This window comes from Pseudomonas sp. PvP089 (assembly GCF_017875165.1).
GTDB classification, from domain to species: Bacteria; Pseudomonadota; Gammaproteobacteria; order Pseudomonadales; family Pseudomonadaceae; genus Aquipseudomonas; species Aquipseudomonas fortuita.
Genome location: NZ_JAGGME010000001.1, coordinates 6073777 through 6099121, shown reverse-complemented (window position 1 = coordinate 6099121; position 25345 = coordinate 6073777). Strand labels below are relative to the sequence as shown.

Sequence of the window (25345 nt, the reverse complement as noted above, 5' to 3'; positions counted from 1 at the left end):
TAACAATGCTCACGCAACGTGCAGCAATGGCTACGCCATAATGCGCGGCGATATCAGAGGAGTTATTCATGACCGGCACCGCAAACACCGCTGAAGGTGACAAGATTCTCATCGTCGACGACGATCCGGGGCTCAGCAGCCTGCTGGAACGTTTCTTCACCAGCAAGGGCTACCGTGCCCGCGCGGTGCCCAACACCGAGCAGATGGACCGCCTGCTGCAGCGCGAGGTGTTCAACCTGGTGGTGCTCGACCTGATGCTGCCGGGCGAGGATGGCCTGTCTGCGTGCAAGCGCCTGCGCCAGCAGAACAACCAGATCCCGATCATCATGCTCACCGCCAAGGGCGACGAGCTGAGCCGTATCAAGGGCCTGGAACTGGGCGCTGACGACTACCTGGGCAAGCCGTTCAACCCGGATGAGCTGATGGCCCGCGTCAAGGCTGTGTTGCGCCGCCAGGCGCCTGCCGTGCCAGGTGCACCTGGCAGTGAGGACGAATCGGTCACCTTCGGTGATTACGAGCTGTCGCTGGCCACCCGCGAACTCAAGCGTGGCGACGAAGTGCACATGCTCACCACCGGCGAGTTCGCCGTGCTCAAGGCCCTGGTGATGCACGCCCGCGAGCCGCTGACCCGCGACAAGCTGATGAACCTGGCCCGTGGTCGGGAGTGGGATGCACTGGAGCGTTCCATCGACGTGCAGATTTCGCGCCTGCGCCGCATGATCGAGCCGGACCCGTCCAAGCCGCGTTACATCCAGACCGTCTGGGGCGTGGGCTACGTGTTCGTGCCAGACGGAAACGCGGGCAAATGATGCTGCGTCGTCCATGAAAACACCGCTCTGGTTTCCGCAGAGTTTCTTCGCCCGCACCCTGTGGCTGGTGTTGATCGTCGTCCTGTTCAGCAAGGCTTTGACCCTGGTCTACCTGCTGATGAACGAGGACGTGCTGGTCGACCGTCAGTACAGCCACGGTGTGGCGTTGACCTTGCGCGCCTATTGGGCTGCCGACGAAGAAAACCGCGACAGGATTGCCGAAGCGGCGGGCCTCATCCGCGTGACCGGGTCGGGTGTGCCCGAGGGTGAGCAGCACTGGCCCTACAGTGAAATCTACCAACGGCAGATGCAGGCGGAGCTGGGCGAAGACACCGAGGTGCGGCTGCGCATCCATGCGCCACCGGCGTTGTGGGTCAATGCGCCAAGCCTGGGCCCTGGCTGGCTGAAAGTGCCACTGTACCCACACCCGCTGCGTGGGCAGAAAATCTGGAACGTGCTGGGTTGGTTCCTGGCCATCGGCCTGTTGTCCACCGCGTCGGCCTGGATCTTCGTGCGCCAGTTGAACCAGCCGCTCAAGCGCCTGGTGTTCGCCGCTCGTCAGCTGGGCCAGGGTCGCAGTGTGCGTCTGCCGATCAGCGACACGCCCAGCGAGATGACCGAGGTATACAAGGCCTTCAACCAGATGGCCGAAGATGTCGAACAAGCCGGGCGCGAGCGCGAGCTGATGCTGGCCGGGGTTTCCCACGACCTGCGCACACCGTTGACGCGTCTGCGCCTGTCGTTGTCATTGCTGAACAGCGACAGCGACCTGAGTGACGACATGGTTCGCGATATCGAGGACATGGATGCGATCCTCGATCAGTTCCTGGCCTTCATCCGCGATGGCCGTGACGAGCCGGTGGAAGAGGTCGACCTGGCTGACCTGGTGCGTGAAGTCGTGGCGCCGTACAACCAGCCGAAAGAACGTGTGCGCCTGTGCCTGGAGCCAATTCCTCCATTCCCGCTGCGTCGCGTTTCGCTCAAGCGCATGTTGGGCAACCTCATCGGCAACGCCCTGCACCATGCTGGCAAGGGGGTCGAAGTGGCGGCCTATGTGTCGGGTGACGAGAGCGCACCGTACGTGGTGCTGAGCGTGCTGGACCGTGGCACCGGGATCGACGAGTCGGAGCTGGAGACCATCTTCAATCCGTTCATTCGTGGGGATCGGGCACGGGGCGGCAAGGGCACCGGGCTGGGGCTGGCGATCGTCAAGCGGATCGCCGCCCAGCATGGCGGGAATGTGGAGCTGCGTAATCGGTCTGGCGGGGGGATCGAAGCGCGGGTGCGGTTGCCGCTGGGGCTATTGCTGCCGCGTAATGCTGTATGAATCTGGTTGACCGCACCGGCCCTATCGTCGGCAAGCCAGCTCCCACAGGTAATCTACAAGCCTGGAGGTTGTGGTAATCCTGTGGGAGCTGGCTTGCCGGCGATAGGGCCGGTACAGGCTTGAATCAGCCCTTGCCTTTGGTCCGGGTCTGATTTGGCCCGCCGTTCTTCTCCAGGTGCTCGATGATCATCCCGGCCACGTTTTTGCCGGTGGTCACCTCGATCCCCTCCAGCCCCGGCGACGAGTTCACCTCCATCACCAATGGCCCATGGTTGGACCGCAAGATATCCACCCCCGCCACGCTCAAACCCATCACCTTGGCCGCCCGGATCGCGGTAATCCGCTCTTCAGGGGTGATTTTTATCAGGCTGGCGACGCCCCCCCGATGCAGGTTGGAGCGGAACTCGCCCGGCTTGGCCTGACGCTTCATCGAGGCAATCACCTTGTCTCCCACCACGAAGCAGCGAATGTCGGCCCCGCCAGCCTCCTTGATGTACTCCTGAACCATGATGTTCTGCTTGAGCCCCATGAACGCCTCGATCACCGACTCGGCAGCCTGGGTGGTTTCGCACAGCACCACGCCAATGCCCTGGGTGCCCTCCAGCACCTTGATTACCAACGGCGCGCCATTAACCATCTGGATCAGGTCGGGAATGTCGTCGGGTGAATGGGCGAAGCCGGTAATGGGCAGGCCGATTCCGCGACGCGACAGCAATTGCAGCGAGCGCAGTTTGTCGCGCGAACGGGCAATGGCTACCGATTCGTTGAGCGGGTACACGCCCATCATTTCGAACTGGCGCAGCACTGCGCAGCCGTAAAAGGTGACGGAAGCGCCGATGCGCGGGATCACGGCATCGAAGCCCTCCAGCGGCTTGCCGCGGTAATGGATCTGCGGCTTGTGGCTGGCAATGTTCATGTAGGCCCGCAGGGTATCGATCACCACCATTTCGTGGCCACGCTGGGTACCGGCTTCGACCAGGCGGCGGGTGGAATACAGACGCGGATTGCGCGACAGCACAGCGATCTTCATGCAGCACCTGTGACAGGGGAAAGGGTGGCCGGGAAGGCCGGTTTGTCTTGTACGTACTTCAGGCCAGGGTTGACCACCAGCTGGCCGTGGATCAGGGCCTTGGAACCGAGCAGCAGGCGGTAACGCATGTTCTTGCGGCAGGCGAGTGTGAACTCCACCTCCCACACACCATCGCCCAGCGCCAGTGACGTGCGAATGACGTAGCGGGTCTGGGCGTGCCCGTTGGAGCTCTTGATGGTCTTCATGGTCACCAGTGGCGCCTCGCAGCGGCGGTGGCGCAACTGCACCACAGAGCCCAGGTGCGCCGTGAAGCGGACCCAGGGCTGGCCGTCGCGCTCGAACGGTTCCACTTCGGTAGCGTGCAGGCTGGAGGTGCTGGCACCAGTGTCGATCTTGGCGCGCAGCCCTGCCACGCCAAGGTCGGGCAGGGCTATCCATTCACGCAGGCCGATCACTTTCAAATGGTCAAATGTCTTCACGAAGCGCACCCTGCGAATGAGGTGGTGAACTGTAAGCATGGCGGGGACTTTTTGCATCCGTATGTGAAGGTAGTACAGTTCGATGAAAGACAGAATCCGAGGTAACGGGATGGCACAAAAAGCCGAAGACGACGACAAGGTTCGCCTGGACAAGTGGCTATGGGCGGCGCGTTTCTACAAGACGCGGGCGCTGGCCAAGGCAGCGATCGAGAGCGGCAAGGTGCATTGCCGGGGCGAGCGTTGCAAGCCAGGCAAGGAGCCGCGAGTGGGCGACGAATTTGTGCTGCGCACCGGGTTCGATGAGCGCACCGTGGTGGTGAAGGCGTTGTCGGTGGTGCGGCGTGGGGCGCCAGAAGCGCAGACGCTGTACGAGGAAACCGAAGAAAGCCTGCGCCGCCGTGAGCAGGCGGCCGAAATGCGCAAGGCGGGCGCCATGGGGGTGACTACCGATGGGCGGCCAACCAAGAAGCAGCGGCGGCAGATTCACCAGTTGCATGGGAGCTATGAATAGCCGGGGCCGCTTAGCGGCCCATCGCCGGCAAGCCAGCGCCCACAGCGCTTTGTGGGAGCGGCCATGCCGGGGCGCCGGACCGGTCGGAAAGGGCTGCGTAGCAGCCCCAAGGGTCTAGCGGAGCACGGCCATCCGCCCGACAAGCGGTAACCTGGCCAGCAGGTTGAACAACGGTGCAGTCCAGCGCATCAACGCCTCACTGCCCTTGGCCGCCAGCGGCGTGTAATAGCTCCAGCCCAACGCCAGCACTGCCATCAGCAACCCGCCGATGTAGTCATCCTGCCCCCAGTGGGCGCCGGCTACCAGGCGCGGCAGCATGAACAGCACCGCCAGCCCCCAGATCACCAGGTACTGCACCAGGCGGCGGCTGAACACGCTCATGAACAGCGCCCAGATCAGCAGTACCGAGGCGTGATCCCCCGGGAAACTCTTGCTGGAACGGTCCTTGAGCTCCCAGGCGGCTTCCAGGTTCGGGTAGTAGTCACTCAGGTGCACCACCTCGTCGAACATCATCGACGGGCTCTTGTGCTGCCAGCCAGCTGCATCCACCCACTTGGAAAACAGCGCGCGAATCACCACTAAGAGGAGTAGCGTGACCAGAAAGCCGAAAAACGCTTGGCGAACCTGAGCTGCCTTGAACACCCAGTCACCACGGATGAGCACTGCCAGCAGGATCAGGCCGACGACGATGTCGAACGGGCGCAGGCTGCCGACGGTCCAGATGTAGCGCCAGGTAGTGCTGTCGGCCAAGGGCGCATTCAGGCTGCGGAACAGCCACTCGTCGAAAGTCAGGCACAGGATCTGGCCAAAAGGCCATAACCAGAAACACAGTAGAGCGACGGAAAGCAGCGTACAGGCTGCCAATGGCCCCCAGGACCACCTTGCTTGGAACAGTGGTCGATTGTCCATAAAATGCCTCTATTGCAAACAGGAAATCGGAGCGCCTTGTGAGCGCTCTGTAACGGGTTCTCGCAGGTTCTCGACAACCCTTGTAACCATTTTGTCATCATTTTTTAGATAGCCGAAACCTATGAGCGATTTGCCTGATACCGATTTCACCCAACGTTTCATCTTCGACGAGCGCGATGTGCGCGGCGAGTGGGTGTCTCTCGATGACAGCTATGCCGCAGTGTTGGCGCGTCACGAGTACCCTCAGCCGGTCAAGGCGCTGCTCGGCGAGCTGATGGCCGCCACCGCGTTGCTGGTGGGCGCGATGAAGTTTGATGGCTTGCTGATTTTGCAGGCGCGCTCGGCTGGGCCGATTCCGCTGCTGATGGTGGAATGTTCCGGCGACCGGGAAATCCGCGGCATGGCCCGCTACGAAGCGGACCAGATCCCGGCGGATGCCACACTGTCGCAGCTGATGCCCGACGGCCACCTGACCCTGACCATCGACCCGATCAAGGGCCAGCGCTACCAGGGTACTGTCGACCTTGATGGCGCCAACCTGTCGGAATGTTTCACCAACTACTTCGTCCAGTCCCAGCAGCTGAACACGCGCTTCTGGCTCAACGCCGAAAACGGCAAGGCCCGCGGTCTGCTGCTGCAGCAGCTGCCGCGTGATCGCCAGCCGGATGATGAAGAGCGTGAGGACAGCTGGCAGCACGTGGTGGCCCTGGCCAAGACCCTCAAGCCTGAAGAGTGGGCTGAAAACAACGAAACGTTGCTGCATCGCCTGTACCATGAAGATGCCGTGCGCCTGTTCGACATCCAGCCGTTGCGCTTCAATTGCAGCTGTTCGCGAGAGCGTTCCGGCAATGCGCTGGTCAGCCTTGGCGAACAGGACGCCAAGGCATTGGTGGAAGAGTGCGGCGGCCAGGTGGAGATCGATTGCCAGTTCTGCAACGAGCGCTATTTCTTCGATGCCAGCGATGTGGCGCAACTGTTTGCCGGTGGCGGCACAGACGTGGCCTCAGAAACTCGCCACTGAAACGTTTAATCACAGGACAATCTCCTGTCGAATTGCGCAAAAGCGCAGTTCTGACAGGAGGGGCCTACTTTTTTTGGGCGTTTCTGGCATAATCCGGCCACTTTTTTCGCTGTAGTAGTTTTTTCAAGACAACTACAAAACGTTTGGAGCACTCGGCCTCGGGCCGGATGGGGTATCTCATGACGCAAGCCAACAACACCGTGTACACCGACCTGAGCGTCGATGAGCTGGTAAAAGAAGCGCTGCAACGCGGTGAAGGCGTACTAGCCGATACTGGCGCACTGGTCGTGGAGACTGGTCACCGTACTGGCCGTTCGCCGGCTGACCGTTTCATCGTCGAAGAACCTTCCACTCAGGACGCTATTTCCTGGGGCCCGATCAACCGCAAGTTCCCGGCCGACAAGTTCGACGCCCTGTGGGACCGCGTCGAGGCGTTCAACAACGCCCAGGATCACTTCGTTTCCTACGTTCACGTAGGGGCAGCCGTCGACCACTACCTGCCGGTGAAGATGACCACCCAGACCGCCTGGCAGAACCTGTTCGGCCGTTGCCTGTTCATCAACCCGGAGCAGTACAACCCGGCTGGCCGCGACCAGTGGCAGGTGCTCAACGTTGCCAACTTCGTGTGCGAGCCTGAGCGTGATGGCACCAACTCCGACGGCTGCGTCATCATCAACTTCGCCGCCAAGAAGGTGCTGATCGCAGGCATGCGCTATGCCGGCGAAATGAAGAAAGCCATGTTCTCGGTGCAGAACTTCCTGCTGCCGGCTGCCGACGTACTGCCAATGCACTGCGCGGCCAACATCGGCGAAGAAGGCGATGTGACCCTGTTCTTCGGCCTGTCCGGCACTGGCAAGACCACCCTGTCGGCCGACGAAAGCCGTTACCTGATCGGCGACGACGAGCACGGCTGGGGCGAAGGCGTTGTCTTCAACATGGAAGGCGGCTGCTACGCCAAGTGCATCGACCTGTCCGAGAAGAACGAGCCGGTCATCTGGAAAGCCATCAAGCACGGCGCAGTGCTGGAAAACGTCGTTCTCGACGCCAACAAGCACGCCGACTACACCGACGTCAGCCTGACCCAGAACAGCCGTGCTGCCTACCCGCTGGAGCACGTTGCCAAGCGTTCCGAAGCGAACCTGGGCGGCGAGCCTAATGCGGTCATCTTCCTGACCTGCGACCTGACCGGTGTTCTGCCTCCGGTTTCGATCCTGAACAACGAGCAGGCGGCCTACCACTTCCTGTCCGGTTACACCGCGCTGGTCGGTTCTACCGAAATGGGTTCGGGCGGCGGCATCAAGTCGACCTTCTCCACCTGCTTCGGCGCACCGTTCTTCCCGCGCCCGGCTGGCGAGTACGCCGAGCTGCTGATCAAGCGTATCAACGGCTTCAACTCCAAGGTTTACCTGGTCAACACCGGCTGGACCGGCGGTGGCTACGGTGTTGGCAAGCGCTTCAGCATCCCGACTACCCGCGCGGTGATCGCTGCAATCCAGAGCGGCGCGCTGGTCGGTGCCGAAACCGAGCACCTGGACATCATCAACCTGGACGTACCAAAAGTCGTCCCAGGTGTTGAAACCGAGCTGCTCAACCCACGCACCAACTGGGCTGACAAAGCTGCCTACGACGAGGCCGCCAAAGGCCTGGCCAAGCTGTTCATCGAAAACTTCAAGAAGTTCGAAGTTTCCGACGCCATCAAGGCTGCTGGCCCACAGCTGTAAGCTGAGCCCAGCGCTACAAGAAGGCCGCCCTTTGGGGCGGCTTTTTTTTTGAACGATATCCTGAGCCGGCCTCTTCGCGGGTAAACCCGCTCCCACAGATACGGCGATTTCTGTGGGAGCGGGTTTACCCGCGAAGAGGCCGGCTCAGGCAGCGGAAATCTGGAATTTCTGTTTCACTGTCAGCAACATTTGCGAAGACAAGAGCCAGACAGATGACCGAATCCCCTCAGCGCACTGCCTTCTACCACTTCCACCCCATCCTCACCCGCCCTTCGGACAACGACGTCAATGGCCATATCGCCGGTGCTACCGTGCATGGCTTTTTCGAAACGGCGATCCAGGCCTTCCTCGCCGAACAGGCCGAGGTGGACCTGCGTGACGGTGAACTGGCGGCATTCGTGGTCAGTTCGGCTGCGGATTTCTATGCGCTGCCAGGCTTTCCCGACGTGCTCGAAGTGGGCTTGGGAGTGACGCGCCTGGCGGGTAGTACGGTGGAGTACCGCCTGGCGCTGTTCCGCCCGGGGGAACCGGAGGCGTGTGCTGCAGGCACGGTAGTGCAGGTGTTCATCGAGCGTGCCAGTGGTCGTCCTGCGGTGCTGCCTGAACCGCTGCAAGTGGTCCTGTCTGGCCTGGTACTGGAACAGCAGGCATAAAAAAGCCCCGCCGGCAGGGGCGGGGCTTTTGCTGCCGGGGCAGGGCCCGCGGCATCAGTCGCGCCAGTGGCGCTTGTGCTTGCGGTGGCCGTAGTGGCGACCACGGTCGTAGTGGCGACGGTCGTCGTAGCCGCGACGGTAGCGGCGATCATCATGACGCTCGTCTTCGTCGGCTTTGTTGCCCATGTAGTTACCCAGCGCGCCACCGGCACCACCGCCGGCTGCTGCGCCAATGTAGCTACCGGTGGTGCCGCCCACCGAGCGACCGACCACGTTACCGCCTGCAGCGCCCAGTGCGCCGCCGATAGCGGCCTCGCCACGCTGGCGCTTGTCGGCACCCAGGGCACCGCCGGCTGCGCCGCCCAGACCGGCACCAATGGCGCCGCCGGTGCTACCGCCGATGGAGTTACCCACTACGGAGCCGAGTACCCCACCCAATGCGCCGCCAATGCCGGCCTCGGTATTGCCGCCTGCCATGGCAACGCCGCTGAGCAAGCTGAAAGACAACAACAAAATCGAGGAGTACTTCTTCATCAAGAGAGCCTCATAGGGATGACGAGGCGAATTTGAGGCTAAGCGGCGTGGCTGGCAACGGAAATCCGACGAGTAACACGAGTTGTACACAATTCTCTAAGTTACTGTATTTGCTGTGAAACTTTATCGTTTTTCGGCTGTCTGAGACCTTTATGACAAAGCCCTGAACCGCCATGGAACAGGGCTTTTTTCGTTTCTACAGAATACGCCCGTCGTCCCGTGCGCGCTCCAGTTTGATGGCAATGAACTTCGAGGTCGGCGTATGGCTGCCATCGCCAATGCTTTCCAGTGGCACCAGCGGGTTCACCTCGGGGTAATACGCCGCTGCCTGCCCGGCCGGGATGTCGAAGGCCAGCAGGGTGAAGCCCTGCACCCGGCGCACATGCTGATCACCCCACAGCGACACGATGTCGACCTTTTGCCCCGGCTGGAAGCCCAGGCGGATGATGTCGGCTTCGTTGGCGAACAGCACTTCGCGCTGGCCGCGCACGCCCCGGTAACGGTCGTCCAGGCCGTAGATGGTGGTGTTGTACTGATCGTGCGAGCGCATCGACTGCATGATCAGGTCGGGCAGTTGGCCACTGGCGCGCACGCGCTCATCGAGCAACGAATCCGGCAGCAGGTTGGCCTTGAAGTTGGCCCGGCCGCTGCTGGTCTTCCATTCGCGACTGGCAGCGCTGTTACCCAGGTAAAAACCGCCTGGACGCTGCAAGCGCTGGTTGAAACCGCTGAAGCCCGCGATGGTATCGCCGATCAGGTCGCGGATGCGGTCGTAGTCGGCCACCAGCCAGTGCCAGTCCACCGGTTGCTTGCCCAGGGTGGCAGCGGCGATGCCGGCAATCACTGCAGGTTCCGAGCGCATTTGCGTCGACAGCGGCTTCAGCTGGCCGTTGGAGGCGTGCACCATGCTGAACGAGTCTTCCACCGTCACCGCCTGCGGCCCGTCGGCCTGCAGGTCGATGTCGGTGCGGCCCAGGCACGGCAGGATCAGCGCCTGCTTGCCGTGCACCAGGTGGCTGCGGTTGAGCTTTGTGCTGATATGCACGGTCAGCTCGCAGTTGCGCAGTGCTTGGGCAGTACGCTCGGTGTCTGGCGTGGCCTGGGCGAAATTGCCGCCCAGGCCGATGAATACTTTGGCGCGGCCGTCGAGCATGGCGTGGATGGCTTCGACGGTGTTGTGGCCGTTGTGCCGGGGCACGGGGAAGCCAAAACGCTTTTCGAGGGCGTCCAGCAGCGCCACTGGCGGGCGTTCATTGATGCCCATGGTGCGGTCGCCCTGCACGTTGCTGTGGCCGCGCACCGGGCACAGACCGGCGCCGGGTGCGCCGATGTTGCCGCGCAACATTTGCAGGTTGACAATTTCCTGGATGGTCGGCACCGAATGGCGGTGCTGGGTGATGCCCATCGCCCAGCACATGATCACCCGCTTGCCACGGCAGTACATGCGCGCGGCCAGCTCGATGTCGGCCAGCGTCAGCCCGGACTGCGCCTGGATGTGTTCCCACGGCGTGGCATCGACCACTGCCAGGTAGTCGTCGACGCCATGACCATGTTCGGCAATGAAGGCATGGTCGAACACGGCCGGTTCGCCTTTGGCCTGGGCTTCGCGTTCCCATTGCAGGACGAACTTGGCCATGCCGCGCAGCATCGCCATGTCGCCGCCCAGCGCCGGGCGGAAGAACGCGGTGTTGGTCGGCCGGTCACTGTTGGTCAGCATCTCCAGCGGGTTCTGCGGGTGCTGGAAGCGCTCCAGGCCACGCTCCTTGAGCGGGTTTACGCACACCACCTGGGCGCCACGTTTCACCGCATCACGCAGCGGGTCGAGCATGCGTGGGTGGTTGGTGCCGGGGTTCTGCCCCCAGACAAAAATAGCGTCGGCATGCTCGAAGTCGTCGAAGGTGACGGTGCCCTTGCCGACCCCGACGCTTTGCCCCAAGGCCACGCCACTGGCTTCGTGGCACATGTTCGAGCAGTCAGGAAAGTTGTTGGTACCATAGGCGCGCACAAACAACTGATACAGGTACGCCGCTTCGTTGCTGGCGCGCCCCGAGGTATAGAACTCAGCCTGGTCAGGGTTGGCGAGCTTGTTCAGCTCGCGAGCGATCAGGGCGAAGGCGGCATCCCAGCTGATGGGCAGGTAACGGTCGCTGGGCCCGTCGTAGACCATCGGTTCGGTCAGGCGCCCTTGGTACTCCAGCCAGTAATCGCTTTGCTGCAGCAGCGAGGTAACGCTGTAACGGGCGAAGAAGGCCGCATCGACGCACCGCTTGGTCGCCTCCCAGTTCACGGCCTTGGCGCCGTTCTCGCAGAACTTGACCATGCCGCTTTCCGGCGAATCGCCCCAGGCGCAGCCCGGGCAGTCGAAGCCGCCGTTCTGGTTGGTCTTGAGCAGGGCGCGAATGTTCTTTAGTGCGTTGTCGCTGCCGACCCATGCCTTGGCCACGCTGCGCAGCGCGCCCCAGCCACCGGCTGGGCCGTGGTAGGGCTTGTAGCGAGGGGTGGAGGCTGGTGCGTTGTCCGGGAGGTGCTGGTAAGAGGTCACTGCTGTTACGACTCCGCCGCCGGGCTGAAGACCCGCGGTGCGCTGTGCTTGGGCAAATGGATGAGGTTGAGGTTGTGCTTGCGTGCCCATTGCAGGGCAAGGCCGGTGGGCGCCGATAGGCTGACCAGGGTCTGGAGGCCGGCACGCAGTACTTTCTGGATCAGCTCCAGGCTGCAGCGGCTGGTGACGATGGCCAAGCCGCCCTGGCTGTCGATGCCTTGGCGCAGCAGGGCGCCGATCAGTTTGTCGAGGGCGTTGTGCCGGCCGATGTCTTCGCGGCCGAGCAAAAGCTCGCCATGGCGGTCCATGAACAGGGCTGCATGCACAGCCCCGCAATGCTGGCCCAGCGGTTGGAAGGCATCGATGCGTTCACGCAGGCCCACCAGCCACTGGGCCGGGGGCAGGGGCGCACCCGGCAGCACGGCCAGGTCCGGCAGCGCCTGCTCCAGGGCTTCGACACCACACAGGCCGCAACCACTGGTGCCGGCCAGTTGGCGGCGCTGGTTTTTCAGGTTCCAGAACGCCCGGCTGGAAATTTCCAGGTCGGCATACATTGCCGAACCGCTGCCGGAGAGCTTCAGGTCGTAGATGTCTGCTGTCCCTTCGACAATGCCGCTGCCAACACTGAAACCGACGGCGAAGTCCTCCAGGTCGGTGGGGCTTACCAGCATCACCGCCTGATTGAGGCCGTTGTAGACAATGGCCAGGGCCACTTCTTCGGCCAGCGGTGTGCTGTCGCGTCTGGCGTCGGTTAACTGGACGTAATCGTAGGTGTTGCTGGCGGCGGGCATGGACAAAGGCGATGAGGCCGCGCAGACCGGAGGTTTGCTGTTCATCGGGGCGTTGAATACCGGCGGCTTTCTGATAGCACAAGCCTAGGCTTGCGGGCCGGCGGCGTCTAATCGCTAGGGTCTATGCCTTGATAGACCGCGTCGATTGGTCGCACAGGGGGCGGGAGTGGAAAAGCTGGCCTAGACTCGTGAGTCCAAGGTTTCGTCAACAAGGAGAGCGCAATGAGCCTGTTCAGTTTCGTGAAGGAAGCCGGCGAGAAGTTGATCGACCTGCTGACCCCCGGCAATGCCAATGCCGAGGAGCAGCTCAAGAAGCACGTGGAAAGTGTCGGCCTGGGAAACCCGAACATCAAAGCCACTGTAGAGGGAGACAAGATCATCCTCAAGGGTGAGGTGGCCAGCCAGGAGGAGAAGGAAAAGATCATTCTTGCAGCCGGTAACATCAATGGTGTGGCCAGCGTGGATGACCAGATTACAGTGACAGGGCCAGTGGTGAAGGCGGCCAGGTTCATTACGGTGAAAAAGGGCGACACGCTATCGGCCATTTCAGTCGTGGTGTACGGCAACGCCAACCAGTACAACAAGATTTTCGAGGCCAACAAGCCGATGCTGTCGCACCCGGACAAGATTTATCCGGGGCAGGTGCTACGTATTCCTGACTGATCTTCGCAGCCTGTACCGGCCACTTCCGGGACAAGCCCGCTCCCACAGCTTTACCGCTGAACCTGAACCCAGCGGCCAACTTTGGGAGCGGGCTTGTCCCGCGAATGGGGCCTCATAGGCCTACCAGTAACTCCCGGTAATCCTCGACGGCCGCAAACTCTTCGGTATCCCGCGGCCCTGCCTTGCTATCCGGCTGGCGCACCGCCAGCAGGTGCCCCACGCCAAACTGCCGCGCACTGCGCAGAATCGCCAGTGTGTCATCGATGAACAGGCTGCGTTGCGGATCAAAGCCGATGTCTGCCTGTAATGCATCCCAGAACTGCGGGCTTTCCTTCGGGTAGCCGTAATCGTGCGAGCTGATCAGCCGTTCGAAATACGGTGCCAGTTCCACCCGCTCCAGCTTCAGCGACAGCGAGTCACGGTGGGCATTGGTGATCATCACCACGCGTTTGCCCGCCTTGCGGATTGCCGCCAGGAAGGTATCGGCGTCTGGTCGCAGGGCGATCAGGTCGGCGATTTCCTGCTTCAGCTCACGGATCGGCAGGCGCAACTCGCGGCTCCAGAAGTCCAGGCAATACCAGTTCAGGGTGCCGGCATTGCGCTCAAACAGCGGCTGCAGCTCCATTTGCGCCATGGCCCGGCTCACCCCGTGCAGCTCGGCATAGCGCTGGGGCAGGTGCTCCAGCCAGAAGCGGTTGTCGTAATGCAGGTCGAGCAGGGTGCCGTCCATGTCCAGCAGGACGGTATCGATGGCAGACCAAGGAATAACAGGCATGGGAAACTCTCGATCAGTCGGCAAGCCACGGTATAGTAACCCGTTCACGCCAAGGAGCCGCCCCATGCGCCAGAAACCCACCGTCCTCAGCCGCGAAATCGTCGCCAGCAGCCGTCTGTTTCGCGTCGAAGCCGTGCAATTGCGCTTCAGCAATGGCACTGAGCGTACCTACGAGCGCCTGGTGGGCCGGGGTAACGGCTACGGCGCAGTGATGATCGTGGCCATCCTCGACGCCGAGCACGCCGTGCTGGTGGAGGAATACTGTGGTGGCACCGACGAATACGAGCTGTCGTTGCCCAAGGGCCTGATCGAGCCGGGCGAAGACGTGCTGGCGGCAGCCGACCGGGAGCTCAAGGAAGAAGCCGGTTTTGGCGCACGCCAGCTGGAGCACCTGACCGAGCTGTCGCTGTCGCCGGGCTACATGAGCCAGAAGATCCAGGTGGTACTGGCTACCGACTTGTACGAAGAGCGCCTGGAAGGCGATGAGCCAGAACCGATGCGGGTCGACAAGGTCAACCTGCGCGAGCTGTCGGCATTGGCCATGCATCCGCAGTTCACCGAGGGACGTGCCCTGGCGGCGCTTTACCTGACACGTGACTTGCTGATTCAGCGGGGGCTGCTGGAGCTATGAACGACCTGCAACTGATGCACGAAGTGGTCAAGCTGGCGTTGTCGGCGGGTGAGGCGATCCTGCCGTTCTGGCGTGCCGATGTGGCCGTGACCAACAAGGCCGACGACTCGCCGGTTACCGCCGCCGACCTGGCGGCGCACCGGGTGATTGCCGATGGCCTGCTGGCGCTGGCGCCGCATATTCCGGTGCTGTCCGAGGAGGACTGCAACATTGCGCTGGCCGAGCGTCAGGGTTGGAGCCGCTGGTGGCTGGTCGACCCGCTGGACGGCACCAAGGAGTTCATTGCCGGCAGCGAAGAGTTCACGGTCAACATCGCCCTGGTCGAAAACGGCGAGGTGGTGTTTGGCGTGGTGTCGATGCCCACCAATGGGCGCTGCTATTTTGGTGGGCGCGGCATGGGGGCCTGGCGTGCAGATGCCGGTGAGGCAGCCCAGCTGATTCAGGTACGCAACGCACCTGCACAGGGCGAGCGTTTTACCGTGGCGGCCAGCCGTCGACACTCCAGCCCGGAGCAGGAAGCGTTGTTGGCCGGCCTTGGGGCCGCTGTGGGAGAGCTGGAGCTGGCCAATATTGGCAGCTCGTTGAAGTTCTGCCTGTTGGCTGAGGGCAGTGCCGATTGTTATCCGCGCCTGGCGCCGACTTCGCAGTGGGACACTGCAGCGGCGCAGGGTGTGGTGGAAGGGGCCGGCGGCGAGGTGATCGGGCTGGATGGCTTGCCGTTCCGGTATCCGCCGCGCGAGTCGCTGCTTAACCCGTATTTTTTGGCATTGCCGGCCAATGCTGCATGGCGCCAGGCCTTCCTGAACCTGATCTGACGGATTTCACCGCTCCCACAGGGATTGCGCCAGTCTTTGGGTTGTGTGCCAGGCAGTTGCTTCAAGCGGCTGTCGGGCTAGCGGTGCAGAACGTACTGGCCGCTGAATTTCACGGCAGGCTCGTCACGCCCGGCATTGCTCACGGTGGTTTCCAACGTCAACCGCGCCCGCCCACGGCGCTGGTACATGGCTATGAATCGTTCCCAGGTTTTTTCGTCGGGCGCTGCACAACGCGCCACCGCCGCTCCGGTAACCGGCAACGGATAACTGATCTGCCCTTCCTGGATGACGATATGCCCGTCATCGATCCCCAGCTCACGCAGTCGCAGGTGCAGCCAGCCCCAGCCCACCAGCACGGCCGCGCAGTACAGGCTGCCGCCGAACATGGTGCTCTTGTGGTTGACGTTGGCCGCCAGCGGCAGTTGCAGGCGCAGGGTGTGCTGTTGCCAATCGACTACTTCCAGGCCCATTTCCCGGGTCAGGGGGATATCGCTGTGCAGTACGGATTGCAGGTACTGGCTATCGGTGTTCATCAACGGTGATCCTCTTGATCGTCGTGCCCGCCGCCGGCGCCGTCAAAGCTCAAACCGTGCTTGCGTAGCTTGTCGTGCAGGGTCTTGCGGGGGATGCCCAGGGCCTCGGCCAGGCTGCGCATGGAGCCATGTGGCTGGGCCAGTTCGGCAGCGATCAGCGAGCGTTCGAAGTGCTCGACCTGTTCGCTGAGGTTGCCACTCGGCATTGGCGCTGCAAGTGCCGTCGCCGGCGGCGTCTGGCCGTCCAGGGCCAGTTCCAGGCCAAGGGCGAAACGCTCGGCGGCGTTCTGCAACTCGCGCACATTGCCTGGCCAGGCGTGACGTAGCAGCACGGCGCGCTGGTGTGGCTGCAGGGTGTGTGGCGGCAGGCCATGGCGCTGGCTGGCGGCGTCGGCGAAGTGCTGGAACAGCACCAGGATGTCATCGCCGCGCTCGCGCAGCGGTGGGATACGCAACGGCGCCACGTTAAGCCGGTAATACAGGTCGGCACGAAAGCGCCCCTGCTCGGCGGACTGGCGCAGGTCTTCCTTGGTTGCGGCAATGATGCGGATATCCAGTGGGATCAGCTGGTTGCCGCCGAGTCGCTCGACCACCCGCTCCTGCAACATGCGTAGCAGTTTTACCTGTACATCCAGGCTCATGCTCTCGATCTCGTCGAGGAACAGCGTGCCGCCATTGGCGAACTCGAATTTGCCGATGCGGCGCTTCTGCGCGCCGGTAAACGCGCCGGGCTCATGGCCGAACAGCTCGCTCTCGACCACCGACTCGGCCAGCGCACCGGCGTTGATCGCCACGAACGGACCGTCGCGGCGGCTGGACAGGTCGTGCAGGGCGCGCGCCACCACCTCTTTGCCAGCGCCGGTTTCACCCAGGATCAGCACATCGGCGCGGGTGCCGGCCAGGGCGCCAATCTGCTCGCGCAGGCGCAGCATGGATGGCGCATGGCCGACCAGGCGGGTGGCCAGTTGCTGGCGGTCGCTCAGTGCCAGGCGCAGGCTGCGGTTGTCCAGCACCAGGCGGCGCAGGGCCAGGGCGCGGCGCACGCTGTCGAGCAGCGCGTCGGTGGCGAAGGGTTTTTCCAGAAAATCATAAGCCCCGGCGCGCATCGCCTGCACCGCCAGCGGCACATCGCCATGGCCGGTGATCAGCAGCACCGGCAGCTCGCTGTCGCGGCCGTGCAGTTGCTCCAGCAGTTGCAGGCCATCGATGCCGGGCATGCGGATGTCGCTGACCACCACACCGGGCCAGTCGGCCTCGATACGGTCAGCCAGGCCTTGGGCATCGGCCAGGGCGACCACCTTGAGCCCTGCCAGGTCCAGGGTCTGGCTCAGGGCCTGGCGCAGGTGCGGGTCATCGTCGACCAGGATGACCTGGGCTTGGCTGTCGATCAATGTCTCGGTGGTCATGCCGAGGGGTCCTCCGAATTGGGCAAAGTAGCGCCAGGCGCGGCCACACGCAGCTGCAGGGTCAGCAGTGCGCCACCTTCCGGATGGTTGGCCAGCAGCAGCTCACCGCCCAAGGCGCGCATCAGGCTTTCACAGATAGCCAGGCCCAGGCCCAGGCCCTGGGTGCGGGTCTTGGTGGTAAAGAACGGCTCCTTGGCGTGCTCCAGGGCCTGGCGGCTGAAACCTGGGCCGTTGTCGCGGATGTACAGGTAGACGCAGTCATCGCGCTGCTCGGCACTTAGCCACAAGCGGCGTGGGTTGGCCTTTTCGGTCAGGGCGTCGAGGGCATTGGCCAGCAGGTTGCCGAGCACCTGGCGCAGGCGGGTTTCACCGGCCTGTACCCACAAGGTCGCCTCCGGCAGGTCGCGGATCAGCTCCACGGCCATTGCACGGCGGCGTTTGGCAAGCAGTGCCAGCGCATCGTCCAGGGCGGGCTGCAGGGCCACGCTTTCCGGAGCATGCCGGTCGCGGCGGGCGAAGGCGCGCAGGTGGGCGATGATCGAGGCCATGCGCCCGGTCAGCTCGCCGATCAGCTTGAGGTTGCCGCGGGCGTCATCGGTGCGTTGGTGGTCCAGCAGGATCTCGGCGTTTTCCGCGTAACTGCGGATGGCGGCCAGCGGCTGGTTGAGCTCGTGGCTGATGCTGGCCGACATGGTGCCCAATACCGATAGCTTGCCGGCCTGCACCAGTTCATCCTGGGCGCGCACCGCCTCCTGCTGGGCGTTCTCGCGTTCCAGCACGGCATTTTTCAGCCGGGTGTTCAGGCCTTCAAGGTCGGCGGTACGTTCGGCCACGCGCTTTTCCAGCTCCTGACGGCCACGGGCTTCGAAGTCGATGCGGTCGATGTAGTGGCGCCGCCGTTGCATGACCAGGCCGGCCAGCAGCATCAGTACCAGCAGGGTGCCGGCACCGATGGCCATCACCGTTTGCACCGAGCGATCGACCAGCATGCGCGGGGCGAGGATGCTGACCTGCCAGCCGGTTTCCTTGATGTCGCGGGTCTGGGTGATCCAGGCGTCCGGGTTGAGCATCAGCGGTTGTGGGGCCTGGGTGGGGTAGGGCTGGATGGCGATGATGGCCTGGCGCTCGGCCTCGGTCAGCGTGCGGGTGGCACGGAAGCGCCAGTCGGGTCGCGACGTCAGGATGACCACGCCATTGTGATCGGTCAGCAACAGCTGCTCGGGGGTGCGGCCCCAAAGGGTCTCGGTGTGGTCGAGGTCGACCTTGACCACCAGCACGCCAACGATTCGCTCGCGGTCTCGCACGGCTGCTGCAAAGAAGTAGCCGCGTTTGGCCGAGGTGGTGCCCTGGCCGAAGAAGCGGCCCAGGTGGCCGGCCATGGCTTCGTTGAAGTACGGGCGGAAGGCGAAGTTGCGGCCGACGAAGCTGTCGCGTTTGTCCCAGTTGGACGCGGCCAAGGTGTTGCCGCTGACGTCCATCAGGTACATCACCTCGGCACCGGTCTGCTGCACGATGTCCTTGAGCAGGCGGTTGGCGTTGGTCACCGCTTCCAGGCGGAACGGGTCGGCCAGCACGCCACGCAGCGCCGGCAGGTCGCCGAGGATTTGCGGCAAGGTTTCGTAGCGGTGCAGGGTGCCGAGCAGGTTGGCGACGTACAGGTCGAGGGTCTGGCGGTTCTGCGAGGCCAGCTCTTCCTGGTAATAGCGTTCGGCCAAGTGATGCAGGGGCCACAGCAACGGGGCCAGGCACAGGGCCAGCAAGGCCAGGCTGCGCCAGCGCGGACGGCGTGGGGGCGTGGGTTTTGCAATCATCACGTAAATGCGCCAGAAAAGTCTGGCGCAATTATGCGCTAGTTATGGCAGCAGTTCCGCCTCTGCCAGTGGCAGGCCGACTTTGTCCTTGTCCGACAGCACCGGTGGCTGCTGCAGTCCCCAGTCGATGGCCAGTTGCGGGTCGTCCCAACGGATGCAGCGGTCAGCGCCGGGGTTGTAGTAGTCGGTGGTCTTGTAGAGGAACTCGACCGACTCGCTCACCACCGCAAAACCATGGGCGAAGCCGGGTGGAATCCAGAGTTGGCGGTGGTTGTCGGCCGACAGATGCACGGCGACCCATTGGCCGAAGGTTGGCGAGCTTTTGCGCACATCCACGGCGACATCGCGGATTTCCCCGTGCACCACCCTTACCAGCTTGCCTTGGGTGTTTTCTACCTGATAGTGCAGGCCGCGCAGCACGCCCTTGTTGGAGCGCGAGTGGTTGTCCTGCACGAACTCGGTGCGCACGCCGGTTTGCCGTGCGAACTCACGTGCGTTGAATGCCTCGAAGAAAAAACCACGGCTGTCACCGTGAACCTTCGGCTCGATGATCAGTACTTCAGGGATTGCGGTAGGGATGATGTTCATAGCGGCTCGCTGGCCCGTTGCTCACGTAATGACCCTAGTCGGCCTTGTCGGAAATTTCCGCGCGTACCTGTAAAAGGATGCATAAGGTGTGGCTTTGGTAGACGGCAGCCCGTTCCATTACCCACACCATTCCACTTATTTACCGATTGTTATCGATTTGAAAGCGCCGAATGGTGGGATTTTATGCATGTATTGGGCTTCAAATATCGATATGTATCGGTTATAAATTGCCAAACGCCCCAGCACACTCCGGCTCAGGGCCATCACAGAGGTCACCCATGAAAACCCTCAACTCCACGCCCCGTGCCGATGGTTTCCACATGCCCGCCGAGTGGGCCCCACAAACCCAGGTGTGGATGGTGTGGCCGGAGCGCCCGGACAACTGGCGCCTGGGCGGCAAGCCGGCGCAGGCCGCGCATGTCACCCTGGCCAAGGCCATTGCCCGCTTCGAACCCGTCACCGTCGCCGCCTCCGCTGGCCAGTACGAAAATGCCCGTCGCCAGCTCGACCAGCCAAATATTCGTGTGGTCGAAATCAGCAACGATGACGCTTGGGTGCGTGATACCGGCCCGACCTTCGTCATCAATGACCAGGGTGAAGTACGCGGTGTGGATTGGGGCTTCAATGCCTGGGGCGGCTTCGATGGGGGCCTGTACGCACCCTGGAACCGCGACGAGGAACTGGCCGCCAAGGTGCTGGAAATGGAGCGCTGCCAGCGCTACCAGACCGAAGGCTTTGTGCTTGAGGGTGGTTCGATCCACGTGGACGGTGAAGGCACCGTGATCACCACCGAGGAATGCCTGCTCAACCGTAACCGCAACCCGCACTTGAGCCGCGAGCAGATCGAAGCAGTGCTGCGCGATCAGCTTGCGGTCGACACCGTGGTGTGGCTGCCGGACGGCCTGTACAACGACGAAACCGACGGCCACGTCGACAACTTCTGCTGTTACGTGCGCCCCGGTGAAGTGTTACTGGCCTGGACCGATGATTCCAACGACCCCAATTATGCGCGCTGCCACGCCGCCATGGAGGTATTGAAAAACACCCGCGATGCCAAGGGCCGTGAGTTCATCGTGCACAAGATGCCGATTCCTGGGCCGCTGTTTGCCACCGCTGAAGAGTGCGCCGGTGTCGATCAGGTTGCCGGCAGCCAGGCGCGTGACCCGTCGGTACGCCTGGCCGGTTCGTACGTGAACTTCCTGATCGTCAACGGTGGCATCATTGCGCCGAGCTTTGACGACCCGGCAGATGCTGAAGCCAGAGCGATTCTGGCAAAGATCTTCCCTGACCACGAAGTAGTGATGATCCCTGGCCGCGAGTTGTTGCTGGGTGGCGGCAACATCCACTGCCTGACTCAGCAGCAGCCGGCGCCGGTCAAGCGTTGAACGCAGCTTGAATTAAAAAGGCCCGTCATTTGACGGGCCTTTTTTTCGGGCGACACCCGGCGCCCAGGCTGGCATACGTTTTGTATTGTTTTTCAATTAGATAGCTCGGCCGGGCCGCGCTCTCGGATCTGTAACATTACTTACGTAAATTAGCCGCTCACGGGCCAGGGAGTACGTGTAGACATGAATGCAGCAAGTGAGTCGGCTTTGCGCCCATCGGCAGTGAATCACCAGTCGCTCAAGGTGTTGGCGAAGTGGTTGAAACACCATGGAAGCATCAGGGTCAGGACGACCGACCCACGACGTCTGCTTGCCGGGCGGTACCCTCAAGGGCTGATCAGCGAAGCAGAGATGCAGGCGCTGATGGCGGTGTGGCACTGATCGGATCGGTATTACTTGTACCGGCCTCTTCGCGGGCATGCCCGCTCCCACAGAGTCACCACATGGCTCGAAACCTGTGAAACACCTGTGGGAGCGGGCGCGCCCGCGAAGAGGCCAGTACAGTCAACAACGATCAGAAGCTGTAGCTACCCGTAACCACCAGGCTACGCGGGTCCCCCACCTGAATCTGCGCCGCACTGGTCGCCGAGCTGTAGTAGGTCTTGTCGGCAATGTTGCTCAACGCCGCCCGCACATCCCAGTCATGGGTGCGATACCCCGCCAGTGCATCCCAACGGCCATACCCTGGCAATACCGTGGTGTTCTGGTTGTCCGCATAACGCTCGCCCACCAGCGTCAGGCCGGTTTCGGCGTACCAGCCCAGCTCTGGTTTCCAGGTCACGAACAGGCTGGCGTTGCGCTTGGCCACATCATTGATGCGGTTGCCTTCCTGGCCATTGTTGTCCTTGACGATGATCGCATCCTGCAGGCCGATGCCGCCGCGTACATACCAGTTGCCGACGATGTTGCCAGTGGCGGTCAGTTCGATGCCACGCGAACGCTGCAAGCCACTGAGCAAGATGTTTTCCGGGATGAGCGGGTCGCGGGTACGGCGGTTGTACAACTCCAGCTCGTAGATGGCCACCGTGGTGCTCAGGCGCTGGTCCAGCCAGTCGCTCTTCACCCCGATTTCCTTCTGGCGCGTTTCCTCCGGCTTGGTGTCGTTGGTGTTGCCCTGCGAACCCGGAGTAATGCCGATGAGGCCGCCGCCCACCGGCGAGAAGGTCTTGCTCCACGAGGCGTAGAACGAATGGTCACGCCACGGTGTGTACACCACGCCCAGGCGTGGGCTGGTGCTGTTGCTGTCCTGCGACTCGGACAGGTTGCGCATGTTGGTGGTTTCAACCTCGAACTGGTCGAAGCGCACCCCGGCAAGGATCTGCCATTGATCGTTCAGGCGGATCTGGTCCTGCAGATAAATGCCGCGGCTATCGACCACCGTGTGGTTGTCACTCGACAGCACCAGGCGGCCGTTGTGCTGCTGGCTACGGTTGGGTTGGCCCAAGCCCGGCAGCGTCTGGCTACCAGCGGTATACAGCACGGGGTCACGCTTCTGGTTGCCAATCTCCAGGCCCAGCAGCAGCTTGTGCTCCAGGCCCAAGGTGTCGAAGTCGCCCTCGGCCTCCAGGTTGTTGAACAGGTTGCGGGTGTTCAGGTCCTGCTGCCAGCGCTGGCGGGTCAAGGTATTTGTGCCGGCGTTGTAGCCCGTGACATAGGTGTTGTCGAACGCGCTGTCGAGCTTGATCAGGCCCAGGGTATGGCGCAGTTGCCAGGTTTCGTTCAGTTGGTAGTTCAGGCGCGAGCGCAGGGACTGCGCGCGATCATCGATGTAGTCGCGCTGGTCGCCGTAGGTGGTGCTGCGGCTGACGTCGGCCGGGCGGCCATTCACCCCGGGGATACCCCGGTCAGGCGTGCGGTTGTAGCGGCTGTATTCGTACTGCACCAGCCAGTTGAGGTCGGGGGTGATCTGCCAGCTGATCGACGGCGCGAACAGCTGGCGGCTGCCGTCGATGCCATCGCGCAAGCTGTTGTTGTCCTGGTTGCCCATGTTCAGGCGCAGGCTGACTGTGTCGCTGGGGTCGGCACTGAGGTCGGCATACAGGCTGCGCAGGTCTTCGCTGCCGGCCTGCGCTTCGAGGGTGGAGCGGCGGCCAGGCTCCGGTGCCTTGCTGACCCTGTTGACAATGCCGCCCTGGCTACCGCGGCCATACAGCACCGCCGCCGGCCCCTTCAGCACCTCGACCCGCTCGATATTGTGCAGGTCGCGGATGTACTGGCTGTCGTCGCGAATGCCGTCCAGGTAGAAGTCGTTGCTGGCCTCGAAGCCGCGGATGCGCACGCTGTCGAAGCGGGTGTCGGCGCCGCTGCTGACGTTGGGGATTCCCTCCAGCGCCTTGCCCAAGGTGTTGCTGCCGTAGTCCAGCACATTGGCGGTTTTTACCGTGTCGATGGCCTGCGGCACATAACGCACCGGCGTCGAGGTGCGGGTGGCGGTGCTCACCTCCTTGACGCGCGGGTTGTCCTTTTCGCGCTCGCTGTCGGCGGTAACCGACGATTCTGGCAGCGTGGTGGTGGCAGCAGTGGCCAGGCTGGCGCTGAACAAGAGCGACAGGCCAAGCGTAAAGGGGGAAAGGCGGCAGGGTACAAGCATGGGCACATCCGGACCGGGCAGGTGAAAAATAAGGCGCGAATGGTAATGCTTGCTATTTGCCTTTGCTTGGGTATTTGTAAAGGCTTGTCTTTACATATGTGTCTGTTTGTAACAACCTCTGCGGCCGCGTGTTTGGCTGCTCAGGGGAACCTGTCCGTTCGATCAAAGGCAATTTCCTACACAAGATAAATTGCCCGCTGATAGCCCAACACTGCATGGAAATGCACTAGAGCTGCCGATAATTTTGGTTATATCAACCTGCATTTCACGACTTTTTGACATTTGTAATCGCACACGGCTAGGATTCGGCCAACGCCTGCTGGCCATGATCTTGGCCATGCTGCTGCCGAGGGCTGCCGTGCACTTACCGGCTGGCCCACCAGGCTGGATCCGCATAGCGTCGAACCTACGAAGGGGCGTTGGTTCCTGGCGTCATAGTGCAGAGCGTTTTTGATTAAGAAATAAGGAAAACAACATGTTGAAAACCAGGATCAGCCTGGTCGCCTTGGCGATGATCGCCGCGACCCAGGCACAGGCCAATGACCAGGCCGACAGCAAGGGCTTCATCGAGGACAGCCACGCCAACGTCCTTCTGCGCAACGCCTACATCAACCGTGACAAGAAGCACGGCACCGACGACCAGATTGAATGGGGCCAGGCGTTCATCGCCAACTTCTCCTCCGGCTTCACCCAAGGCACCGTCGGCGTTGGCGTCGACGCATTCGGCCTGTACGCCGTGCGCCTTGATGGCGGCAAAGGCCACAACGGTGGCGGCGGCGTCGACTTCTTCAAGCCGCACGAAACCACCAATGCCGAAGGCAACGCCAGCTCGCCGCACAACCTGGCCCGTGGTGGCGCTGCTGTGAAATTCCGCATCTCCAACACCGTGCTGAAGTACGGTGACCAGATGCCAGCACTGCCAGTGCTGCAGTACGACGACGCGCGTCTGCTGCCAGAAAGCTTCACCGGTACCCTGATCACCTCGAAAGAGATCGAGGGCCTGGAACTGAACGCCGGCCGCTTCACCCAGGAAGCGCGCAAAAGCGCCGAGCGCCGCGACGGTGGTGGCCTGAAGTCGATCAACGTCTTCGGTGGCAGCTACAAGTTCACCGACAATTTCACCGCTTCGCTGTACACCGCCGACAACGAAGACGTGATGAAAAAGCACTACCTGGGCTTGAACTACGTCTTCCCGATCGCCAGCGACCAGTCCCTGACCCTGGACTTCAACGGCTACAAGTCGGACATCGACAACAAGTACGTACAAGCCGCTGGCCTGAACGGCGACTCCAACACCATCTGGAGCCTGGCAGCCACTTACGCGTACGGTGCACACTCGTTCACCATCGCCCACCAGCGCAGCACCGGCAGCACTGGCTACAACTACGGCTTCTACCAGAACGCCGGTGGCGTGGGTGACGGTGGTTCGACCATCTACCTGGCCAACTCGTACTGGTCCGACTTCAATGCCGAAGACGAGCGCTCCTGGCAGCTGGGCTACGGCCTGGACTTCGGTGCCTACGGCATTCCGGGCCTGACCTACAAGCTGGCCTACGTGGTGGGTGACAACATCAACACCCGTAACGTCGCCAACCCACAGGGCTTTGGCGAAGGTAAAGAGCGCGAGATCTTCAACCAGATCCGTTACGTGGTGCAGGACGGCCCGGCCAAGGACCTGTCCATCAAACTGCGTAGCTCGTTCCTGCGTACCAACAATGCCGTGCAGCAGAACGGTTACAACGACGACGGCAACGAAGTCCGCGTATTCGTCGAGTACCCGATCAGCATCTTCTGATCCTGATCTGAAGCATCGAACAGCCC

Annotated in this window: 24 protein-coding genes; 12 read left to right on the top strand and 12 right to left on the bottom strand. The window is 62.4% G+C overall.

Going from position 1 to position 25345, the window contains the following annotated elements:
- Positions 1 to 68: 68 nt before the first annotated feature.
- Positions 69 to 809 carry a two-component system response regulator OmpR gene (gene ompR / locus J3A71_RS27915; RefSeq protein ID WP_016484407.1) on the top strand — a complete coding sequence of 247 codons (741 nt, stop codon included), beginning with the start codon at positions 69 to 71 and terminating at the stop codon, positions 807 to 809.
- Positions 810 to 822: 13 nt separating this feature from the next.
- On the top strand, positions 823 to 2136 hold the full coding sequence (locus J3A71_RS27910) for an ATP-binding protein (RefSeq protein ID WP_016484408.1): 1314 nt from the start codon (positions 823 to 825) through the stop codon (positions 2134 to 2136).
- A 124-nt stretch (positions 2137 to 2260) separates the two neighbouring features.
- Here J3A71_RS27910 and rimK read toward each other — a convergent pair whose 3' ends face one another.
- Entirely contained in the window at positions 2261 to 3166 is a 906-nt protein-coding gene (rimK, locus tag J3A71_RS27905) for a 30S ribosomal protein S6--L-glutamate ligase (protein WP_012316721.1), read from the bottom strand.
- Complete coding sequence (locus J3A71_RS27900) at positions 3163 to 3645, bottom strand: ATP-dependent zinc protease (RefSeq protein ID WP_024717584.1); 483 nt, start codon at positions 3643 to 3645, stop codon at positions 3163 to 3165. Before J3A71_RS27900 ends, rimK begins: the two co-directional genes overlap by 4 nt.
- Positions 3646 to 3754: 109 nt before the next feature.
- Between J3A71_RS27900 and J3A71_RS27895 the strand changes: the two genes are divergently transcribed.
- Complete coding sequence (locus J3A71_RS27895) at positions 3755 to 4156, top strand: S4 domain-containing protein (RefSeq protein ID WP_016484410.1); 402 nt, start codon at positions 3755 to 3757, stop codon at positions 4154 to 4156.
- A 114-nt stretch (positions 4157 to 4270) separates the two neighbouring features.
- Here the strand turns inward: J3A71_RS27895 and J3A71_RS27890 are convergent, their stop codons facing one another.
- The gene (locus J3A71_RS27890) at positions 4271 to 5065 is read right to left on the bottom strand and encodes a phosphatase PAP2 family protein (protein ID WP_016484411.1); all 795 of its coding nucleotides are present in this window, start codon (positions 5063 to 5065) and stop codon (positions 4271 to 4273) included.
- 121 nt (positions 5066 to 5186) lie between these two features.
- Here J3A71_RS27890 and hslO point away from each other — a divergent pair, with 121 nt between their 5' ends.
- From hslO to J3A71_RS27875, 3 genes are all read left to right on the top strand, one after another.
- Positions 5187 to 6086: an Hsp33 family molecular chaperone HslO gene (gene hslO / locus J3A71_RS27885; RefSeq protein ID WP_095116611.1), complete on the top strand. Its 900-nt coding sequence runs from the start codon at positions 5187 to 5189 to the stop codon at positions 6084 to 6086.
- Between the two features lie 179 nt (positions 6087 to 6265).
- Positions 6266 to 7807, top strand: a complete 1542-nt coding sequence (locus J3A71_RS27880; protein WP_060518076.1) for a phosphoenolpyruvate carboxykinase — start codon at positions 6266 to 6268, stop codon at positions 7805 to 7807.
- A gap of 212 nt (positions 7808 to 8019) precedes the next feature.
- Positions 8020 to 8460 (top strand): thioesterase family protein, encoded by a 441-nt coding sequence (locus tag J3A71_RS27875; protein WP_016484414.1) that lies wholly within the window; start codon positions 8020 to 8022, stop codon positions 8458 to 8460.
- 54 nt (positions 8461 to 8514) lie between these two features.
- Here the strand turns inward: J3A71_RS27875 and J3A71_RS27870 are convergent, their stop codons facing one another.
- The 3 genes from J3A71_RS27870 to fdhD form a co-directional block, all read right to left on the bottom strand.
- Positions 8515 to 8994, bottom strand: coding sequence for a glycine zipper domain-containing protein (locus tag J3A71_RS27870; protein WP_016484415.1), 480 nt, complete (start codon positions 8992 to 8994; stop codon positions 8515 to 8517).
- Between the two features lie 196 nt (positions 8995 to 9190).
- The gene (locus tag J3A71_RS27865) at positions 9191 to 11536 is read right to left on the bottom strand and encodes an FdhF/YdeP family oxidoreductase (protein ID WP_096425462.1); all 2346 of its coding nucleotides are present in this window, start codon (positions 11534 to 11536) and stop codon (positions 9191 to 9193) included.
- Between the two features lie 5 nt (positions 11537 to 11541).
- Entirely contained in the window at positions 11542 to 12372 is an 831-nt protein-coding gene (gene fdhD / locus J3A71_RS27860) for a formate dehydrogenase accessory sulfurtransferase FdhD (RefSeq protein ID WP_070086869.1), read from the bottom strand.
- A 177-nt stretch (positions 12373 to 12549) separates the two neighbouring features.
- Here fdhD and lysM point away from each other — a divergent pair, with 177 nt between their 5' ends.
- Positions 12550 to 12990, top strand: coding sequence for a peptidoglycan-binding protein LysM (lysM, locus tag J3A71_RS27855; RefSeq protein ID WP_016484418.1), 441 nt, complete (start codon positions 12550 to 12552; stop codon positions 12988 to 12990).
- 112 nt (positions 12991 to 13102) lie between these two features.
- On the opposite strand, the gene yrfG is transcribed toward lysM, so the two are convergent.
- Complete coding sequence (yrfG, locus tag J3A71_RS27850; protein ID WP_095116612.1) at positions 13103 to 13765, bottom strand: GMP/IMP nucleotidase; 663 nt, start codon at positions 13763 to 13765, stop codon at positions 13103 to 13105.
- 64 nt (positions 13766 to 13829) lie between these two features.
- On the opposite strand from yrfG, the gene nudE reads away from it, so the two are divergent.
- Together nudE and cysQ are read left to right on the top strand one after the other, a co-directional pair.
- Positions 13830 to 14396, top strand: coding sequence for an ADP compounds hydrolase NudE (gene nudE, locus J3A71_RS27845; protein WP_209953524.1), 567 nt, complete (start codon positions 13830 to 13832; stop codon positions 14394 to 14396).
- The gene (gene cysQ, locus J3A71_RS27840; RefSeq protein WP_096425463.1) at positions 14393 to 15211 is read left to right on the top strand and encodes a 3'(2'),5'-bisphosphate nucleotidase CysQ; all 819 of its coding nucleotides are present in this window, start codon (positions 14393 to 14395) and stop codon (positions 15209 to 15211) included. The genes nudE and cysQ overlap by 4 nt, the downstream gene beginning before the upstream one ends.
- Positions 15212 to 15288: 77 nt before the next feature.
- Here cysQ and J3A71_RS27835 read toward each other — a convergent pair whose 3' ends face one another.
- From J3A71_RS27835 to rfbC, 4 genes are read right to left on the bottom strand one after another with little or no spacing between them, the layout of a single operon-like run.
- Complete coding sequence (locus tag J3A71_RS27835) at positions 15289 to 15744, bottom strand: YiiD C-terminal domain-containing protein (RefSeq protein ID WP_016484422.1); 456 nt, start codon at positions 15742 to 15744, stop codon at positions 15289 to 15291.
- Positions 15744 to 17150 carry a sigma-54 dependent transcriptional regulator gene (locus J3A71_RS27830; protein WP_096425464.1) on the bottom strand — a complete coding sequence of 469 codons (1407 nt, stop codon included), beginning with the start codon at positions 17148 to 17150 and terminating at the stop codon, positions 15744 to 15746. Before J3A71_RS27830 ends, J3A71_RS27835 begins: the two co-directional genes overlap by 1 nt.
- Complete coding sequence (locus tag J3A71_RS27825; RefSeq protein WP_016484424.1) at positions 17147 to 18961, bottom strand: ATP-binding protein; 1815 nt, start codon at positions 18959 to 18961, stop codon at positions 17147 to 17149. The genes J3A71_RS27830 and J3A71_RS27825 overlap by 4 nt, the downstream gene beginning before the upstream one ends.
- Positions 18962 to 19003: 42 nt before the next feature.
- Positions 19004 to 19549: a dTDP-4-dehydrorhamnose 3,5-epimerase gene (rfbC, locus tag J3A71_RS27820; protein WP_016484425.1), complete on the bottom strand. Its 546-nt coding sequence runs from the start codon at positions 19547 to 19549 to the stop codon at positions 19004 to 19006.
- 278 nt (positions 19550 to 19827) lie between these two features.
- On the opposite strand from rfbC, the gene aguA reads away from it, so the two are divergent.
- A complete protein-coding gene (gene aguA / locus J3A71_RS27815) occupies positions 19828 to 20934 on the top strand; it encodes an agmatine deiminase (RefSeq protein ID WP_095116614.1) in 1107 nt (368 codons plus the stop codon).
- A gap of 183 nt (positions 20935 to 21117) precedes the next feature.
- Positions 21118 to 21315 (top strand): hypothetical protein, encoded by a 198-nt coding sequence (locus tag J3A71_RS27810; RefSeq protein ID WP_016484427.1) that lies wholly within the window; start codon positions 21118 to 21120, stop codon positions 21313 to 21315.
- A gap of 133 nt (positions 21316 to 21448) precedes the next feature.
- On the opposite strand, the gene J3A71_RS27805 is transcribed toward J3A71_RS27810, so the two are convergent.
- On the bottom strand, positions 21449 to 23524 hold the full coding sequence (locus J3A71_RS27805; RefSeq protein ID WP_016484428.1) for a TonB-dependent siderophore receptor: 2076 nt from the start codon (positions 23522 to 23524) through the stop codon (positions 21449 to 21451).
- Between the two features lie 475 nt (positions 23525 to 23999).
- Here J3A71_RS27805 and J3A71_RS27800 point away from each other — a divergent pair, with 475 nt between their 5' ends.
- Complete coding sequence (locus tag J3A71_RS27800) at positions 24000 to 25319, top strand: OprD family porin (RefSeq protein WP_016484429.1); 1320 nt, start codon at positions 24000 to 24002, stop codon at positions 25317 to 25319.
- The last annotated feature ends 26 nt before the right edge of the window (positions 25320 to 25345 follow it).